Below are 17,257 nucleotides of genomic sequence, written 5' to 3'. Positions count from 1 at the left end.
GCGGAGAGGGGATCGAGACGTGGCGGAACCTGTCGGCGCGGCGATCGTGGGGGCCTCGGGGTACGCGGCCCGCGAGCTGATCCAGATCCTGTTGAGGCACCCGGGCGTGAAGGTCGCGGTGGCGACCTCGCGCCAGGACGAGCGGCTCGACGCGCTCCACCCCGGGCTGACGAAGCGCATCGACCTGGCCTGCGAGCCCTTCGACGCCGACCGGATCGCCGAGCGCGCGGGCTACGCGTTCCTGGCCCTGCCGCACACGGCGAGCATGGCGATCGCGCCGTCGCTCCGCGAGCGCGGCGTCAAGGTCATCGACCTGAGCGCCGACTACCGGCTGGACGACGCCCAGGTCTATGAGGATTGGTACGGCCACGAGCACACCGACGCCGAGGGCCTGAATTCGGCCGTCTACGGCCTGCCCGAGCTGTTCCGCCAAAAAATCCCGTCGGCGACCCTGATCGCCAACCCCGGCTGCTACACCTCGGCGAGCATCCTCGGGCTCGCGCCGCTCGTGGCGGAGGGGCTGATCGAGCGGACCGGGATCGTCATCGACGCCAAGAGCGGAGTCTCGGGCGCGGGGCGTTCGCCGAAGCTGAACACGCACTTCCCCGAGTGCAACGAGAGCCTCTCGGCCTACAGCGTCGGCCGCCACCGCCACACGCCCGAGATCGACCAGATCCTCACCACGGCCTCGGGCGGCGGGGACCCCGTCGAGGTGATCTTCACGCCCCACCTCGTGCCGATGGACCGCGGCATCTTCGCCACCATCTACGCGAAGCCGCTGGGGACGGCCGTGGAGCACGACCTGATCGAGCTGTACCGCTCGTTCTACGCCGACAGCCCGTTCGTCCGCGTCGTCACCCACCTGCCGGCGACGAAGGACTCGGCGTACACCAACTTCTGCGACATCACCGTCCGCGTCGTCCGGGGCCGGATCCTCATCCTCTCGTGCCTCGACAACCTCATCAAGGGGGCGGCCGGCGTCGCCGTCCAGAACCTCAACCTGATGCTGGGCGCGCCCGAGGCCACCGCGCTATTCTGACCCCAGCATCAACATCGGCTTGAACGATCGGCCCGACGCCTCGAACGCCGCCAGCGCCCCGCGCCAGTCGCGGAGCGGGAAGCGGCGCACGTCGGGCAGGTCCGCGGCGCGGAGCAACGGCCAGAGCCGCTCGAACCAGCCCCGCCAGGTCGCGGGGTCGACGCCTTCCAGGCGGTCGCGCAGATGGAAGCGGTGAATGCTCGCCCCATCCGCACGGGGGCGGAAGGTCTCGCCGGACAGGAGGCCGTAGGAGACGAACGCCGCGTCGCGGGGCATGGCGGCCAGGATCGCGTCGGCGATCGGGCCGCCGACGGCGTCGAAGGCGACGTCGGCCCTGGCCGCGTACGACGCGAGCGCCGGGTCATCCTGCCGGATCGGGATCAGGCCCAGTGCGGCGAGCGACCCGGCGTGCGCGGGGGAGCGGTGGACGGCCACGACCTCGCGGGCGCCGGCGGCGAGGGCCCACGCGCCGAGCAACCGTGCGCAGGCGGATCCGCCGGCCGTCAGCAGCACGCGACGGCCGGCGACGGGCTGGCGCTCCAGCATCAGCATCGCCGCGAGGGGGTTGATGTAGGCCCGCGCGGCCAAATCGTCGGGGATGTCGTCCGGGACGGGCACGAGCCACGTCGGGTCGGCGTCGACGAACCGTTGCCACGTGCCGTCGCCCCGCAGGGGGAGCACGCGGCGGCCCTCGAGCGATGCCTCCGCCGCGGCGACGACCATCCCGCAGCCCTCGTATCCGGCGACCCGCGGCGGGACGACCCGGTGTCGGTACGCCCCCGTGATCGGGATCAGGTCGGACGGGTTGATCGCCGCGGCGGTCATGGCGACGCGGACGCGACAGGCCGCGAGCGGCGGGAGTTCCGACGTCTCCCGTTCCAGCACGTCCACCGGCGGCCCGAAGCGGCGGAACCACAGAGCCTCGTTGGACGCGGGATGGACGACCATGCGAACCACCCACGCCGAGGGAGTCCGGGCGGATCGGCCTTCTCCCCTTCGTGGGAGAAGGTGGCCGAAGGCCGGATGAGGGGCCCTTCATCCGACCCAGACCTTGCGCATGTCACGAGGCCGCATCGCCCTCGAAGTCCGAGTACCCCACGATTGGGGTCCCCCTCATCCGGCCCTTCGGGCCACCTTCTCCCACGTGGGGAGGAGGACGTTTAGCCTCGCTTCAAGACCGGTCAGATGACCTGGTCGCCGCCGGCGGAGGTCTTGTGGCCCTTGGCGTCGTGGAGGCGGCCGAGGGTCGTCTCGATGGCGCGGAAGAGCTTGTCGGAGGCGCCCTCGACCGACTCGTCGACGGTGGCGGCCTGGTGGCTGGCGACGATCGGCTGGTGGCCGGCGAGGCGGGCCTCGATCAGGCAGCGCTTGTCGTTGTCGGCACCCTTGGGGCCGTTGACGTCGGCCAGGTGGACCTCGACGCGCGTGATCTGGTGGTCGTATCGCTTCAGGGCGCCCTGGAGGCCCTCGCTGATGTCCGCGATGAGCCGCTCGCCGCCGTGGATGTGATTGTCCGTCGTGACCTGGATCTGCATCATACACCTCGCAGTCGCTGCCTTCGGAGCGGAGGGGTTCGCACGGCCCTCCGCTGTCAAGGGTACGTCACGCGGGGCCGAATTCAAGCGACGGCCCCGGCGACGCCCCGAGGAGGATCATGCAATTCACGAGCCCAGTTTGGGGAAGGGGTCGCGGTCGCCCAGGCCCCCCTTGAGGGGCACCTTGCGCTCGGGCTTGGGGGGCGGCGGCGGGGCGTCCGGGTCCTCGGCCTCCTCCTCGACGACCTGGTCCTTGGGCAGGGGGATCAGCGACAGGCTGATGCGGCGGACGTCGGCCTCGACCTTGAGCACGCGGACCTCGACCTCCTGGCCGGGCTGGACCACGTCGGCGATCCGGCGGACGCGGTTGGGGGAGAGCTCGGAGACGTGGATGAGGCCCTCGACGCCCGGCTCCAGCTCGACGAACGCGCCGAACTCCATGATCTTCGTCACCTTGCCGGTGAGGGTCGCGCCCCGCGAATAGTTGTCCTCGGCGTCGTCCCAGGGGTTCTTCTGGAGCTGCTTGAGGCCGAAGGTGAGCTTGCGGGCCTCGCGGTCGATCTTGAGGATCTTGACCTGCACCTTGTCGCCGGCGCGGATGACGTCCTCGACCTGGGCGACGCGGACCCAGCTCATCTCGCCGATCGGCAGCAGGCCGTCGACGCCGCCGACGTCGACGAACGCGCCGAAGGGCTTGACCGAGCGGACGACGCCCTCGCGGATCTGGCCCTCTTCGAGCGTGAGCCAGGTCTTCTCGCGCAGCTCGGCGCGCTCCTGTTCGAGCAGCTCGCGGCGGGAGACGACGAGGTTCTTCTCGCGGGGGTTGGCCTCGGTGACGATCGCCTTGACCTTCTGGTTGACGTAGTCGGCGCCGTCCTCGACGCGGTTGAGGTCGATCTGGCTGATGGGCATGAAGCCGCGGATGCCGTCGACGTCGACCTCGACGCCCCCCTTGACGGTCTTGGTGATCTTGGCCTCGACGATCACCCCCTGGCGGAGGTTGCTCCAGTCGGCCTCGATCGCCGACCCCTTGAGGCGGAGGTGGACGATCCCCTCGGAGCGATCGAAGTGGTCGACGACCACCTCGATCTCGGAGCCGGGGGCGGGGACCTCGCCTACGAACTGGTCGAGCGGGACGACGCCCTCGCTCTTGCCGCCCAGGTCGACGAACAGGCTGCGGCCCCGGACGGAGATCACCTTGCCCATGCGCGGGCCCTGGCCTTGCCGGCCCTCCTGGCCGCGGTCGCGGCCGTCGGCCGGCAGCCGCTCGGCGCGGGGGCGGCGGGCGGGGGTCGCCACGTCGAACGCCTTGGGGTCGAAGCCGCTGAGGGCCGCCTCGAGCTCGGCCTCCAGCTCGGCGTCCCACTGCTTCTTGAGCGGGCCCTCGGCGACCGGGGGGGCGGTCGGGCGTCCCATGGCGGCCTCCATCGCCTCGTCGACGGCCGCGTCGCGCGAGGCCCGCGCGAGCGGGGCGCGCTCGGGGCCGGCGGGGGGCTTGGGGGGCGATCCGGGCGTGATCGAGGCGTTCGTCGGTTCGTCGGGCATGGGATCAGGTCCGTCTTCTCGGGCGGTTACATGACAGTGGGACGTCGGCCGATCGCGGGCGAATCCGGCGCATCCTCGGCGGGGTCGCTCGAACCCAGCCTATCCAGTCGGCGGAATCGAGCCAAGGCGCGGCCCCGTCCGGCGCGGCGGCGGGGGGCCCCTCAGCCGACCCGGCGGGGGTTGGGGTGGACCACCGCGACGGGCTCGTAGCGGCGGTTCCGGCCCACGGCCTCGTCGGGCCGCACCTGGTCCAGGCGCTTGCCCTCGGCCCGCCAGCGGCCCTTGTGGAATTCGAAGACCGCCGTCGCGTGGCGACGCACCTGCGGGGTCTCGAACGGGTCGGGCTCGAAGTGGACGCAGACCAGCGCGAGGAACCGCCGGGTCTGGCGGTCGCGCGCCCAGAGGACCTCGTCGTGCCACTGGGCGTCGTCCCAGCGCAGGCCCTCGTCGCGGTCGAAGCGGCCCAGGCTGGCGACGAATTCGGCCTCAAGGCGCTCGCGGCGGCGGCGGAACGCCAGGCGGGCCTGGTCGACGTGCAGATCTTCGAAAAAAATCCGCAGCGGGCGATGCAGGATGCACCACGCGGCGAAGATGCAGACGGGCAGGACGCCGGCTCCGATCAGCCATGCCATAGTGTAGAACCCTCGCCCCTCGCCCTGGACAGGTCGGCAGGATAATGCATTGTAGGAGGGGATCGGCCCGATCCGCAAGGGACGCTCCGCGGGGAACGTCGCGGATTCGGCCCCTTTCCGCTTCCGGACCCGTCGCATGCCGCGAAAGCCGAAGCCGACCCCTCCCCAGCCCGCGGCCCCGGCCGCGCCCGGTCTCAAATTGGGCGCGCACATGTCGATCGCCGGCGGCTACGACCGCGCCGTCCGGGCGGCGCACGCCGTGGGCTTCGAGACCGTCCAGCTGTTCACGAAGAACAACAACCAGTGGAACGCCCCGCCGATCACCGACGCCCAGGCCGACGCCTTCCGCGCGGCGCTCGCCGAGACGGGGGTCGTCGACCCGATTTCACACGCATCGTACCTCATCAACCTGGCGAGCCCCGACGACGTCCTGTGGAACCGGTCGATCGACGCCCTGGCGGTCGAGGTCGAGCGCTGCGCGCGGCTGGGGATCGCCGACCTGGTGGTCCACCCGGGGGCGCACGTCGGCGCCGGCGAGGAGGAAGGGCTGCGGCGGGTCGCGCAGGGGCTCGACCGGGTGATCGCCAAGACGGCCGGCCTGGCGGTGACGATCGACCTGGAGACGACCGCGGGGCAGGGGACCTGCCTGGGCCATCGCTTCGAGCATCTCCAGGCGATCCTCGAACTTACGGCGGGACGCTCGCGCCTGGGCGTGTGCGTGGACACCTGCCATATTTTCGCGGCGGGCTATTCCCTGGACGTCCAAGATTTGTACGATGGGACCTTCGACGAGCTGGATCGGGCGGTCGGCCTGGACCTGGTCCGGGTCTTGCATCTCAACGACAGCCGTCGCGAGCGCGCCAGCCGCGTCGATCGCCATGCGGGGATCGGCGTCGGGATGCTCGGCCTGGAACCCTTCCGCTTCGTCCTCAACGACCCGCGGCTGCGGGGCCTGCCGATGATCCTGGAGACCCCCAAGGGGGTCGAGGACGGCGAGGATCTCGACGCGCGCAACCGGCGGGTCCTGCGCGGGCTGCTGGCGTCGTGAGCCGACGCGACCCGCCGCGGCCGGGCCGACCCGCGCCCGACATTGAAACCCTGGACGGTGGTCATCGCGTGGGCAAGACGAAGAACCCCCCCCCCGAGAACGGCCCCTCGACGAGCCAGACCCTCCCGGCGGTCGCCGTCGACTCCAGCCTGTTCATCAACCGCGAATTGAGCTGGCTCGAATTCAACGAGCGCGTCCTGGAGGAGGCCCGCGACCTCTCCAACCCGCTGCTCGACCGGCTCAAGTTCCTGGCCATCTGCTCGTCGAACATGGACGAGTTCTTCGAGGTCCGCGTCGCCGGCCTCCAGGCCCAGCTCTACGAGAGCCTGGAGCCCCAGGACCCGCCCCCCGACGGCATGGGCCCGCTCGCCCAGCTGCTGGAGATCTCGAAGCGCGCCCACGACTTCGTCGCCCGCCTGTACGACGTCTGGCTGCACGAGGTCCGCCCCGAGCTGGAGCAGCACGGGATCCGCATCTGCACCCCCGAGGAGCTGACCGAGAGCCAGGTCGCCTTCCTCGACGACTACTTCCAGGTCCAGGTCTACCCCGTCCTGACCCCGCTGGCGATCGACCCCGCGCACCCGTTCCCGCACGTCCACAACAAGAGCCTGAACCTGCTGCTGCGGATCGAGTCGATCCACCAGAACGGCCGGCTGCTCTACGCCGTGCTGCAGGTCCCCTCGGTCATCAGCCGGCTGGTTCCGCTGCCCGACGAGGAGGGGGGCGGCAAGAAGTTCGTCCTTCTCGAGGACGTGATCGGCCCCCGGCTCGACTCGCTCTTCGGCGGCTACCGGACGGTCGAGCGCGTCGCCTTCCGCGCCACCCGCAACAGCGACCTCTCGATCCAGGAGAACGAGGTCAAGAGCAGCCTGCTCTCGACCATCGAGGAGACGCTCCGCCAGCGCAAGTGGGGCGCCCCGGTCCGGCTGGAGATCTCCGAGCGGGCCGACACCGACTTCCTCGCCCAACTTTTGGCCGCCTCGGCCCTGGAGCTGGAGGAGCGCGACGTCTACAAGGTCCCCGGGCCCGTCGACCTGACCGTTTTGGGCGGCCTGTACAAGCTCGAAGGCTTCCGCGACCTCCGCGAGCCCCCCTTCGAGCCCAAGATGCCCCCGGCCTTCACCGGCCGCAAGAGCGTCTTCCGGGCGATCCGCGACCAGGACTTCCTGGTCCACCACCCGTACGAGTCGTTCGGCACCGTCGTGCAGCTCATCGAGCAGGCCAGCGAGGACCCCAACGTCCTGGCCATCAAGATGACGCTCTACCGCACGGCCGACTCCAACCCGATCATCACCGCGCTGGCCCGCGCGGCCGAGAACGGCAAGCAGGTCACCGCCCTGGTCGAGCTGCAGGCCCGGCTCGACGAGGAGAACAACATCGACAAGGCCCGGATGCTCCAGAAGGCGGGCGTCCACGTCGTCTACGGCATCGTCGGCCTCAAGACCCACTGCAAGGCCGCGCTCGTCGTCCGCCGCGAGCACGACGGCATCCGCCGCTACGTCCACCTGGGGACCGGCAACTACAACCACACCACGGCCCGGCTCTACACCGACTTAAGCTACTTCACCTGCCGCCCCGAGATCGGCGAGGACGCCAGCGCCCTGTTCAACCTGCTGACCGGCTACTCGCAGGGCCACGCCTGGAAGCGGCTGGTGATCGCCCCCATGAACCTGGCCGACCGCCTCACCGCCCTGATCCGCCGCGAGGCCGACCACGCCCTGGCCGGGTTGCCGGCGCGGATCGTCGCCAAGATGAACTCGCTGGTCGACCCCCGGATCATCACCTCGCTGTACGAGGCGTCGCAGGCGGGCGTCAAGATCGACCTGATCGTCCGGGGCATCTGCTGCCTGCGCCCGGGCGTCCCCGGCGCGTCGGAGAACATCACCGTCCGGAGCATCGTCGACAAGTTCCTGGAGCACTCCCGCATCGCCTACTTCGCCAACGGCGACGAGCCCGAGGTCTTCCTCTCCTCGGCCGACTGGATGCCCCGCAACTTCCGCCGCCGCGTCGAGTTGATGTTCCCCATCGAGGCCCCGGCGCTCCGCTCGCGCGTCATCGACGAGATCCTCGCCATCGCCCTGGCCGACAACGTCAAGACCCGCGAGTTGCAGGCCGACGGCACGTATCGCCGCCTCAAGCCGAAGCCCGACGCCCCGGCCGTCCGCTGCCAGGTCGAGTTCCAGAAGCTGGCCATCGAGCACGCGTCGAGCATCCCGATGACCCCCGTCGCCGTGCCCGAATCCGAGATCGGCTAGGCCCCTTCTCGCGAATCGAACCGGGTCCGGGCCCGTCGGCCGTTCCGGGGATGATCGGATCGAGATTGTGGGCGGATCGCCGACCCGGGAGTCCAACATGCCGGGCATCAGGCAGGTCGGGGACTGGATCGCCGACCGATTCGAGATCTTCGAGGTCAACCAGGGCGGCATGGGGGTCGTCTATGCGGTCAAGGACCGCCTGGGGACCGCCGATCGGCCCATCATCGCCCTCAAGACGCTCCACGAAGAGCTGTTCCTCGATCGCGAACGTGGGGCGCGGTTCTCCTCCGAATGCCACCTCTGGGTCCACCTCGGGAACCACGCGAACGTCGTCCAGGCCTACGCGGTCGAGGAGATCGAGGGCCGTCCGCACATCCTGCTCGAACTCGTCACCGGCGGCGACCTGAGGCGGCGGATCGGGACGCCGGAACTCGACCCGCCCCGCGCCCTCCGCCACGGGTTCGAGTTCTGCCTGGGCATGGAGCATGCGATCCGTCAGGGGCTCCGGTGCCACCGCGACATCAAGCCCGCCAACCTCCTCCTCACGCGGGCGGGCGTCCTCAAGATCGCCGACTTCGGCCTCGCCGGCATCCGCGACGAGATCATCGGCGCCGGGCCCGAGCGGGCCGACGAGCCGATCCCCCTGGACGAGTCGTTCGAGGAGCGGCCGATCATCTGGGACGACCCCCGGGACCGGGTCCCTGAGACGTTTCCCCGCGTCCGTCCTCGGCTCGATCCGCCCCCTGAAGAGAGCGAGCCCGCCGGCGCGGCGAGTGGACTCACCGGCCTTCCCGCCCCGCCCCGGCCCTCGAGACCGGTCCCCGCCGAGACGAATCTGGAATCCACGTTGGACCCGGAATCGACGATCGAGCACGTCCCATTCTCTCGGACGAGCATCCCGGAAGGGGCCGTCTCCCGCCTGACGCGGACCGGCGTGATGGTCGGGACGCTGCCGTACATGGCCCCCGAGCAGTTCCACGACGCCAAGTCCGCCGACGTGCGCGCGGACGTCTACTCCTTCGGCATCGTGCTGTTCCAGATGCTGACGGGAAGGCTCCCGTTCCGGGGCGACACGGTCGCGAAGCTGGAACGCCAGCACTGCCGGGCCGACCCGCCCTCGATCGTCCCCGCGATCTCGCGCCGGTTCGCCCGCGAGGCCGGACGGATCGACGAGATCGTCCATCGCTGCCTGGCGAAGGACCCGGCCGACCGGTACGCGACGATTCCCGACCTTCGTCGCGCCCTGACCGAATCTCTGCGCCGGATCGATCGCCATTTCGATCCCCGGCGTTGAGGGGGAATTCCCAGGGATGCCTAATTTAGGACTCGCCGCCGCCCTCGCGGGGGCCGGCGGCCGCGATCGCCGCGATGAACGCGAGCATCAGGACGAACATCGGCAGGCCGACCCAGTCGACCATGATGTGGACCGACTCGCGCGCGATCCGCACGTCGAACCAGGCGACCAGCGCGAAGCCGGCCGCGTAGGCCGCCGCGAGCCATCCCCGGTGCGTGAGGGTCGCGTAGTCGCGGACGAACCAGTACGGGGCGAGCAGGAACAGGACCATGTAGTACTGCGGGAACCCCACCTTGTAGAGCAGCAACGTCGTCGCGACCGCCAGCACGCACGAGGCGAGCGTCCCGAAGCCCGTCCGCCGCGTCCACCGCCAGGCCCCGAACAGGGCCAGCAGCAAGAGCGGCGTCGCGTATTCGTCGGGCGTGAAGAAGAGCGCGTCGCGGCCGATGGGCGTGTAGCTCCCGCGCAGGACGCGGAAGATCGAGAGGGCCGCCGACTCGCGGTTGACCGCCAGCGTGATCGGCCGGAAGACCGAGGCCCCCCAGATCGCGCATGCGGTCGCCATCCCCGCCAGCGGAAGGCCGGCCGCCGCCGCCAGGTAGCCCCAGCGGATCCGCCCGCGATCGAGCGCCAGGAAGGGCGCGAGCACGCCCGGGAAGAACTTCAGGAGGACCCCCGACGTCAGCCAGACGGCGCTCGAGGCCCAGCGGTCCTGGACCCGGGCCTCGGCCGCCGCGATGCAGAGGAGCCCGACGAGGACGTCGAAGTGGCCGAAGTACGCGATCTCGACCCAGGCGAAGGGCGACGCGAACCAGAGGGCCAGCCCCAGCCCCGCCCAGGCCGGCAAGCCGCGCCGTCGGCCGAGGCCCAGGATCAGCCAGGCGACGAAGAACCAATACGCGGCGGCGAAGATCAGCTTGGGGCCAAGGGGGTTCCAGAGCGTCGGCAGGGCCAGCAGGTTGTAGAGCGGCCCGTAGGCGTTGAGCGAGTAGGAGCCCATGGGGCTGCCTACGACCAGATACCAGGGGTCGTGGCCGCGCAGCACCTCGCCCCAGATCTGCTGGTAGAGGTAATAGTCCTGCACGGCGCCGCAGAGGACCGTCGCCGGCAGGAAGGCCAGGCTGACGACGATCAGGACGGCCGACGTCGCCCGGTCGAGCCGGGCGTCGCGAGGGCTCGCCGCGCCGTCGCGACGACCCCAGCGGCCGATGGCCAGCACGAGCGCCGCGTGGACGATCAGCGCGGCCGCGACGGCCGGCGTCGCCACCTCCCACAGCCCGAGGACGTCCTTGAGGGGACGCGGGCCGCCGAACAGCCGCAGGGCGCGGTCCAGCGGCGACGAGCCCTCTCCGGCGTAGGCCGTCGCGAACAGGCCCGGCGCGATCCTCGTCGCGAACCAGGCCCAGGCCGCCAGGGCGGCCGCGCAGCAGCCGAGGACCCAGGCCGTTCGTCGCCAGGCGATCGCGGTCATCCCGTCGTTCCCGAGGACCATGCGGATCGTCCGCCCCGGCGCGGACTTTTCGCCATTATCCGGCGCGATCGGCCCGGGGTGGCAACTTCCATTTTCGGGGGTCGCACGTTTCTCGCACGAATTTTTCGATTTCGCGCGAACTTGTTCCCGAGTTAAGATGTCTACGGCCGTGAATCGACCACGGGATCTCCCGAAAGCCGACCGTGCGAGCTACGCACGGACCGGGAGGCCGGAAGGTCGGCTCGCGAAGCGAACGCAGCAACCTAGGGATTCGGGCGCGTGCCCGGTCCCATCGAGACCCGGAGGCCGAACGCCTCCGGCTCGGTGAACGCTCTCGGGACGGTCAGGAACCGTCCCTTCCACGTGGGATTTCGCCGCCGTCGCGGCCGCCGGCCTCGGTTTCATCGACCGGGCCGCACGAGCGACGATCACGACGAAGCCCCACCACCTGATCCCGCCCCACCTGAAGGCGGATGCGAGGGTACTGCCATGTTGAACCGCAACAACCTGACGCTGTCGGCTCTTTCCAACCGGCTGAATCTCGGGACGCGGTCGTTCGCCGTCGTGGCGAACGTCAACAACGGTACGGCCCTGCGCATCCGTCACGCCCATCAAGACGTCATGCGCAACCATATGGCGGATTTCGGCGTAGGCGACCCCTTCGTAGTCGCCTATCCCATGCCGCCGATTACCGACCCGGCGACGACGGAAACGCCATGCCTCACGGCGTGCGAAGCTCCGAAGTCGCCGGCCGCCGCCGACGCGTCCCCCGGAACGGCCCTTAGCTGGCGGAGGTTGCGGCTATGCCGTTCCTCCGCGAGTCCTAAGGTCGCTTCCCGCCCGTCTTCCCGATCTCGACGAGCTTCCGCCTCGGAGCGGATCGTCGCTACCAAGCCCCGGCTCGGCCGGGGCCTGGGTCAAGAGGGTAAGGCCGGCGCGGCTGGGGCCGCAAGTCGTCGGACGGCGAGGATCGCTGCAATAGCGGCGACCGCCGGGTTCTAACGAGTCGAACGTCCTGGAGAAAGAGGCTCGCCGCCGGTGAGGACCGGCGGGGCGACGCGTGAGGAGAGGGGCCCGGCCCCGACTCTTCGACGCCGCGTCCCGTCCCTTCCACCCGAGGCCGGCCGATCGATCCGGCGAAAGACGACTCGGCGCGGGTGCCTTCGGAATCGGGTTTCTTGAACTCGAACCGGTCGCACCGCGCCGCGCAGGCTTAGCGTCGCCGCGTCCCGACGCGCGAAGGCCCTCGGTCGCCCTCCGGATCTTCCGGGAGGCCCGTCCGGCCGTTTCGCGTCCGCCCGCGAGCGTTTCAGGTTCGTGACGTCGCCGGAAGCTCGCCCTACGAAGTCGGACCCGTGAAGACGGGCCCGATGGCGCGAGTCGCCGGCCGCCCCCCGGAGCGGGGAAGGTGGATCCCTTGTTCGCCACGATGCAGACGCGAGAGGAAGAGACTCCCAGCTGGGTCGAGGTCGCCGCCCTGGTCCGGAGCGCCCAGGCCGGCGACCGCGAAGCCTTCGGCCGCCTGGTCGAGCAGTTCGAGCCCACGGTCCGGGCGATCGCCCTGCGCCGGCTGGGGAACGTCGGCGAGGCCCTGGAGTTGACGCAGGAGGTCTTCTTGCACGTGATGCGGCGGCTGGAGCAGCTGCGCGAGCCCGAGCGGTTCGCCGGCTGGCTCCGGCAGGTCGCCGTCCGCATGGCGATCAACCACGTCACGCGGCGGTCGGCCCCGTTCACGGTCGAGTCGTCCGTCCTGGAAGGGGCCTTCGAGGCCGTCGAGGAGCCGATCGACGCCCTGATCGCCCGCGAGCGCGCCGAGCGGCTCTGGCAGGCGCTGGGCCGCCTCAAGGCGCTGGACCGCGACACCCTCGTCGCCTTCTACATCCGCGACCTGTCGCTGATCGAGATGGCCGACGAGCTGGACGTCCCGATCGGGACCGTCAAGCGTCGCCTCCACACCGCCCGCAAGCGGCTCCGCGTCGAGCTGGAGTCCACCGCGCCCGACGACGAGTGGACCGAGCGGCTCGACTTCGACGCGGACGCCGACGACGACGAGGCCGACGCCCTCGGCTGCGTCGGAGCCGGCTCCGCCCGCGGCTGGTGACCGACACGTAAAGCGATGACCAGGGCCGGATGAAGGGGAGACGCCGAGAGGCCGTCCTCCTTTCATCCGGCCTTTTTCGTTTCCCGGCGATCCGTCAGAGGTAAGCGAGCCAGGCCGATCCCCGGTGCCGCTCCTTGTATCCCGCGAACCAGGCGCACGGGAAGTACAGGATCGCCAGCACGAGCATCCACCAGCCGTAGAGGGCGAGCAGGCTGTAGGGCCACGACGGCGGGGGCTCGAAGGGGAAGGAGCCGACGAACAGCCAGCCGGTCGGCTCGCCGCGCAGGAAGGCCACGACCAGCGCCAGGCCGTGGGCCGCGTACCACTGGAGCAGGTAGAAGAACAAGGGCACCCGCCCGAGCGTCACGAGGGGCTTGCCGAGCGCCCCGGCGCCGCGGTCGAACGCCGCCAGCGCCAAGAGCGCGGGGCCCAGGGTCATGAGCAGGAACTGGAGCGACGGCGGATACTTCGTGCAGTTCAGGAACTCCAGCGCGACCCGCGTCGCGTCGCCCTCGCGGTTCCAGGGCTGGGGGTCGCCGTAAACGCCCGAGGCCCGCAGGGCGATGAAGAGCCCGATCGCCGCCAGCCCGGCCGTCGCGAGGATCGCCCGACGCCGCCGCGGGTCGAGCCGGTAGACGCCCCCCAGGCCGTAGCCGACGGCCACGACCCCGAACCACGGCAACAGCGGATAGCCGACGAACGCCCGCATCCCCCCCGGCAGCGCGATCACGCCGGGACGGAACAGGAAGTTCACGACGGGCCGCAAGGCCCCGCCGACGTCGGGCGGGATCGCGTCCAGGGCGTTGTGGCCGACGACGATCAGGAGCCCGATCGCCCCGATAAGCCACGCCGAGGCCCGCGCCGCCACGAACGGCGAGAGCAAAATGAAGGCCCCGCCGATCGACCAGAGGACCAGCCCCAGATAGAAGTTGGGGTCGAACCGGAAGAAGAGGCCGAGCTTCACGACCGTCTCCTCCAGCAGGATCAGCCAGAGGCCCCGCGTCAGCAGGAGCCTCGCGAGCGAGCCCGAGTCCGTCCCCCGATTCGCCGCCAGCCGGACGCCCACGCCCGCGAGCAGCGCGAACGTCGGGGCGCAGTAATGGGTGATCCAGCGCGACAGGAAGAGCGCCGGCGACGCCTGGGTCAGGTCGGTGGGCTCGATCGTCGGGTCGACGAAATAGTCGCGCGTGTGGTCCAGCACCATCACGACCATGACCAGCCCGCGCAGCAGGTCCACGCCTTCGAGGCGGGCCGAAGCTGCGGCGGGCGAAGGGGCTGGCTCGGGGACGCCGGTCGATTGCATCATCGAGAATCCTCGTCAACGTGCCGACCGGATCGCGCCCTCGTTTCCGACGCTCCGCGACGCCGGCGGGTTCAGGTCCGCCCGGCCTCTTCGTCTTGATACGCCCTCGCGATGCGGGCGAGCCGGGCGTGGTCCCGCCACGACAGGCCGACGATCGGCACCCAGAACGCGGCCGCCAGCGCCAGGCCCACGCCCGGGCGTTCGAAGGCCGCGAAGAGCGCGACGAACGCGGCGCCGATGGCCGTCGTGACGGCGGTCAGGGCCCAGCAGACGCCGCGGTGGCGGGCGAGCTGGACGTCGAGCGGCTCGGCGTCGAGCCGGAGCCGGCCGAGCCTGCGCTGCCATTCCGCCCGACGGGGGTCGAGTTCGAGAGGCGTGTGGTCCATGGTCGGTCAGCCCGCCAGTTCGCGGAGGCGTTTCAGCAGGTCGACAGCCTGCTCGGGGGTGATCGCGCCGGGGTCGACCTGGCGCAGCTCGGCGAGCATGGGCTCGGGGAGCGAGGCGAAGAGGCTCCCCTGGAGGGCGCGGCCGGACTTGACCTTGCGGCGGATCGGCCCTTCGGGCTCGGGGAGGCCGGGGTCGGGGCCGTGCTGCTTCTCCAGGAACGCCAGGATCTCGCGGGCGCGGTCGAGGACCGGGCCGGGGACGCCGGCCAGCCGGGCGACGTGGATGCCGTAGCTCTGGTCGGCCCCGCCGGGGGCGATCCGGTGCAGGAAGACGATCTCCCCCTGGCTCTCGCCGACCGCCACGTTGGCGTTGCGGAGCCGGGGCTTGGTCTTCTCCAGCTCGACCAGCTCGTGGTAGTGGGTGGCGAAGAGCGCCCGGCAGCCGACGACGTCGTGGAGGTGCTCGGTGATCGCCCAGGCGAGCGAGACGCCGTCGAACGTGCTGGTGCCTCGGCCGATCTCGTCGAGGATGACGAGGCTCTGCTTCGTGGCGTTGTTGAGGATGTTGGCCGTCTCGGTCATCTCGACCATGAACGTGCTCTGGCCCCGCGACAGCTCGTCGGTCGCCCCCACCCGCGCGAAGAGGCGGTCGACGACCCCGATCTTCGCCCGGCGGGCCGGCACGAAGCCGCCGATCTGGGCGAGGATCGCCATCAGCGCGACCTGGCGGATGTACGTGCTCTTGCCCGCCATGTTGGGGCCGGTGATCAGCAGCAGGTCCCCTTTCTCGGGGCTGAGCATCGTGTCGTTGGGGACGAACTCGCCGCGGGGGAGGATCGCGTCCAGGACCGGGTGGCGGCCGGCCTCGACCTCGAAGACGGGCTCGGCGACGACCTCGGGCCGGCAGTAGCCCTGCCGCGCGGCCAGCTCCGCGAGCGCCGCCAGGACGTCCACCTGCGCCAGCGCGGAGCCCGCCTGGATCAGACGCGGGGCGTCGGCGGAGACCCGGTCGCGGAGGGCCAGGAACAATTCATATTCGAGGGCGTTGGCGCGTTCGTCGGCGTTGCGGACCTCGTTCTCGAACTCCTTCAGCTCGGGCGTGTAGTATCGCTCGGCGTTCTTGACCGTCTGCTTGCGGATGTAGTCGGCCGGGATCTCGCCGCGCTGGGCCTGGGCGTGGGAGATCTCGATGTAATAGCCGAAGACGTTGTTGAAGCCGACCTTCAGCCCCGCGATCCCGGTGCGGCGGATCTGCTCGGACTGGTACCGGGCGATCCAGGACTTGCCGTCCTTCGAGGCCGACCGCAGGCGGTCAAGCTCCTCGTGGCAGCCGGGGCGGATGAGGCCCCCTTCCTTGATCGCCAGCGGCGGGTCGTCGACGAGGGCCGTCTCGATCGCCGAGCGGACCTCGGGGCAGAGTTCGATGGCGGCCTCCAGCTCGGAGAGCCGCTTCGACCGCCGGGCGGCCAGCCGGGCCTTGACCCGGGGCAGCAGGGCCAGCGTGCGGGCCAGGGAGCAGAGGTCGCGCGGGGTGGCGCGGCCGGTCGCGGCGCGGGCGGCGAGCCGCTCCAGGTCGTACGCCTCGCCGAGCGCCTGGCGGAGGTCGTTGCGGAGGCCGGAATCCTGGAACAGCTCGTCGACGGCGGCCAGCCGCTCCTCGATCAGGGCGGGGGAGGTCAGGGGCGACGTGACGTACTCGGACAGCAGCCGCGCCCCCATCGGCGTGGCGGTGCGGTCGATCACCTGCAGCAGCGAGCCCTCGCGCTTGCCCTCGCGGAGCGTCTTGGTCAGCTCCAGGCTGCGTCGGGTGGTCTCGTCGAGCGCCAGGACCTCGGCGCGGCGGTACGGGGTCAGGCGGGCGATGTGGCCGAGGGCCGACTTCTGGGTCTCGCGGAGGTAGGCGACGAGCGCGCCGGCGGCCTGGATCTCGGGGCTGCGGTCGTCGACGCCGAAGCCCTCGACGGTCGCCACGCCGAACTGCTCGAACAGGGTCTTCCGCGCCTGTTCGAGCTGGAAGTCCCACGAGGGCCGGATCGTCACGGGGTGCGACTGCTGGCCGCGGAGCGCGCGGAGCCAGGGGGCGTCGACCGCCAGCTCCGAGGCGATCGTCTCGGCGGGGTCGAGCCGCGCCAGCTCGTCGGCCAGCTCGGTGCGGAGGAGGCTCGTCAGCGAGAACCGGCCGGTCGACAGCTCGACCCAGGCCAGGCCCATCCGCGCGCCCGACTCGACGACGGCGGCGAGGTAGTTGGCCGCGCGGGGGTCGAGCAGCGCCTCGTCGGTGAGCGTGCCCGGCGTGACCACGCGGACGACGTCGCGCTTGACCAGCCCCTTGGCGAATCGGGCGTCCTCGACCTGGTCGCAGACGGCGGCTCGTTGGCCGGCCTGGACGATCTTGGCGAGGTAGGTCTCGAGCGCCTGGTGGGGGAAGCCGGCCATGGGGACGGCCTGGTCGCCCTTGTCCTTGTCGCGGGTGGTCACGGCGATGCCGAGCAGGGCCGAGGCGCGGACGGCGTCGTCGCCGAACATCTCGTAGAAGTCGCCCATCCGGAAGAGCAGCAGCGCGTCGGGGTCGCGCGCCTTCATCTCGCGGTACTGCTGCATCATCGGTGTCGGCGCGGGATCGGCCATCAGCGCTCCGCCAACGAAAA

The 17,257-nt window shown here is 70.9% G+C and carries 13 protein-coding genes; 5 read left to right on the top strand and 8 right to left on the bottom strand.

All coding sequences use genetic code 11. From position 1 onward, the window contains the following. The first annotated feature begins 19 nt into the window (after positions 1-19). On the top strand, positions 20-1,039 hold the full coding sequence (argC, locus tag PZE19_RS10360; RefSeq protein ID WP_277860539.1) for an N-acetyl-gamma-glutamyl-phosphate reductase: 1,020 nt from the start codon (positions 20-22) through the stop codon (positions 1,037-1,039). Here the strand turns inward: argC and PZE19_RS10355 are convergent. The 4 genes from PZE19_RS10355 to PZE19_RS10340 all read right to left on the bottom strand — a co-directional run bounded on the left by PZE19_RS10355 (position 1,031) and on the right by PZE19_RS10340 (position 4,751). After that, positions 1,031-1,987, bottom strand: a complete 957-nt coding sequence (locus tag PZE19_RS10355; protein WP_277860538.1) for a zinc-dependent alcohol dehydrogenase family protein — start codon at positions 1,985-1,987, stop codon at positions 1,031-1,033. The genes argC and PZE19_RS10355 overlap by 9 nt on opposite strands. A 233-nt stretch (positions 1,988-2,220) precedes the next feature. Beyond that, entirely contained in the window at positions 2,221-2,577 is a 357-nt protein-coding gene (locus PZE19_RS10350) for an HPF/RaiA family ribosome-associated protein (RefSeq protein ID WP_277860537.1), read from the bottom strand. Positions 2,578-2,700: 123 nt separating this feature from the next. After that, positions 2,701-4,119, bottom strand: a complete 1,419-nt coding sequence (locus PZE19_RS10345; protein WP_277860536.1) for a 30S ribosomal protein S1 — start codon at positions 4,117-4,119, stop codon at positions 2,701-2,703. A gap of 161 nt (positions 4,120-4,280) precedes the next feature. Beyond that, positions 4,281-4,751 (bottom strand): hypothetical protein, encoded by a 471-nt coding sequence (locus PZE19_RS10340; protein WP_277860535.1) that lies wholly within the window; start codon positions 4,749-4,751, stop codon positions 4,281-4,283. A 136-nt stretch (positions 4,752-4,887) separates the two neighbouring features. On the opposite strand from PZE19_RS10340, the gene PZE19_RS10335 reads away from it, so the two are divergent. The 3 genes from PZE19_RS10335 (at position 4,888) to PZE19_RS10325 (ending at position 9,348) form a co-directional block, all read left to right on the top strand. Then, positions 4,888-5,799, top strand: a complete 912-nt coding sequence (locus tag PZE19_RS10335; protein ID WP_277860534.1) for a deoxyribonuclease IV — start codon at positions 4,888-4,890, stop codon at positions 5,797-5,799. A gap of 68 nt (positions 5,800-5,867) precedes the next feature. Further along, positions 5,868-8,054: a polyphosphate kinase 1 gene (gene ppk1 / locus PZE19_RS10330; protein WP_277860533.1), complete on the top strand. Its 2,187-nt coding sequence runs from the start codon at positions 5,868-5,870 to the stop codon at positions 8,052-8,054. A 97-nt stretch (positions 8,055-8,151) separates the two neighbouring features. Further along, positions 8,152-9,348 carry a serine/threonine-protein kinase gene (locus tag PZE19_RS10325; protein ID WP_277860532.1) on the top strand — a complete coding sequence of 399 codons (1,197 nt, stop codon included), beginning with the start codon at positions 8,152-8,154 and terminating at the stop codon, positions 9,346-9,348. Positions 9,349-9,373: 25 nt separating this feature from the next. On the opposite strand, the gene PZE19_RS10320 is transcribed toward PZE19_RS10325, so the two are convergent. Beyond that, positions 9,374-10,840, bottom strand: coding sequence for a hypothetical protein (locus PZE19_RS10320; protein WP_277860531.1), 1,467 nt, complete (start codon positions 10,838-10,840; stop codon positions 9,374-9,376). A 1,387-nt stretch (positions 10,841-12,227) separates the two neighbouring features. Here PZE19_RS10320 and PZE19_RS10315 point away from each other — a divergent pair. Next, positions 12,228-12,920, top strand: a complete 693-nt coding sequence (locus PZE19_RS10315; protein WP_277860530.1) for an RNA polymerase sigma factor — start codon at positions 12,228-12,230, stop codon at positions 12,918-12,920. Between the two features lie 94 nt (positions 12,921-13,014). Here PZE19_RS10315 and PZE19_RS10310 read toward each other — a convergent pair whose 3' ends face one another. From PZE19_RS10310 to mutS, 3 genes are all read right to left on the bottom strand, one after another. Beyond that, a complete protein-coding gene (locus tag PZE19_RS10310; protein ID WP_277860529.1) occupies positions 13,015-14,226 on the bottom strand; it encodes an acetyltransferase domain-containing protein in 1,212 nt (403 codons plus the stop codon). Between the two features lie 68 nt (positions 14,227-14,294). Next, a complete protein-coding gene (locus tag PZE19_RS10305; RefSeq protein WP_277860528.1) occupies positions 14,295-14,609 on the bottom strand; it encodes a hypothetical protein in 315 nt (104 codons plus the stop codon). Between the two features lie 6 nt (positions 14,610-14,615). After that, positions 14,616-17,237 (bottom strand): DNA mismatch repair protein MutS, encoded by a 2,622-nt coding sequence (mutS, locus tag PZE19_RS10300; protein ID WP_277860527.1) that lies wholly within the window; start codon positions 17,235-17,237, stop codon positions 14,616-14,618. Positions 17,238-17,257: the final 20 nt, after the last annotated feature.

The organism is Paludisphaera mucosa, assembly GCF_029589435.1.
GTDB lineage: Bacteria > Planctomycetota > Planctomycetia > Isosphaerales > Isosphaeraceae > Paludisphaera > Paludisphaera mucosa.
This window is presented reverse-complemented; position numbering and strand designations above follow the sequence as displayed.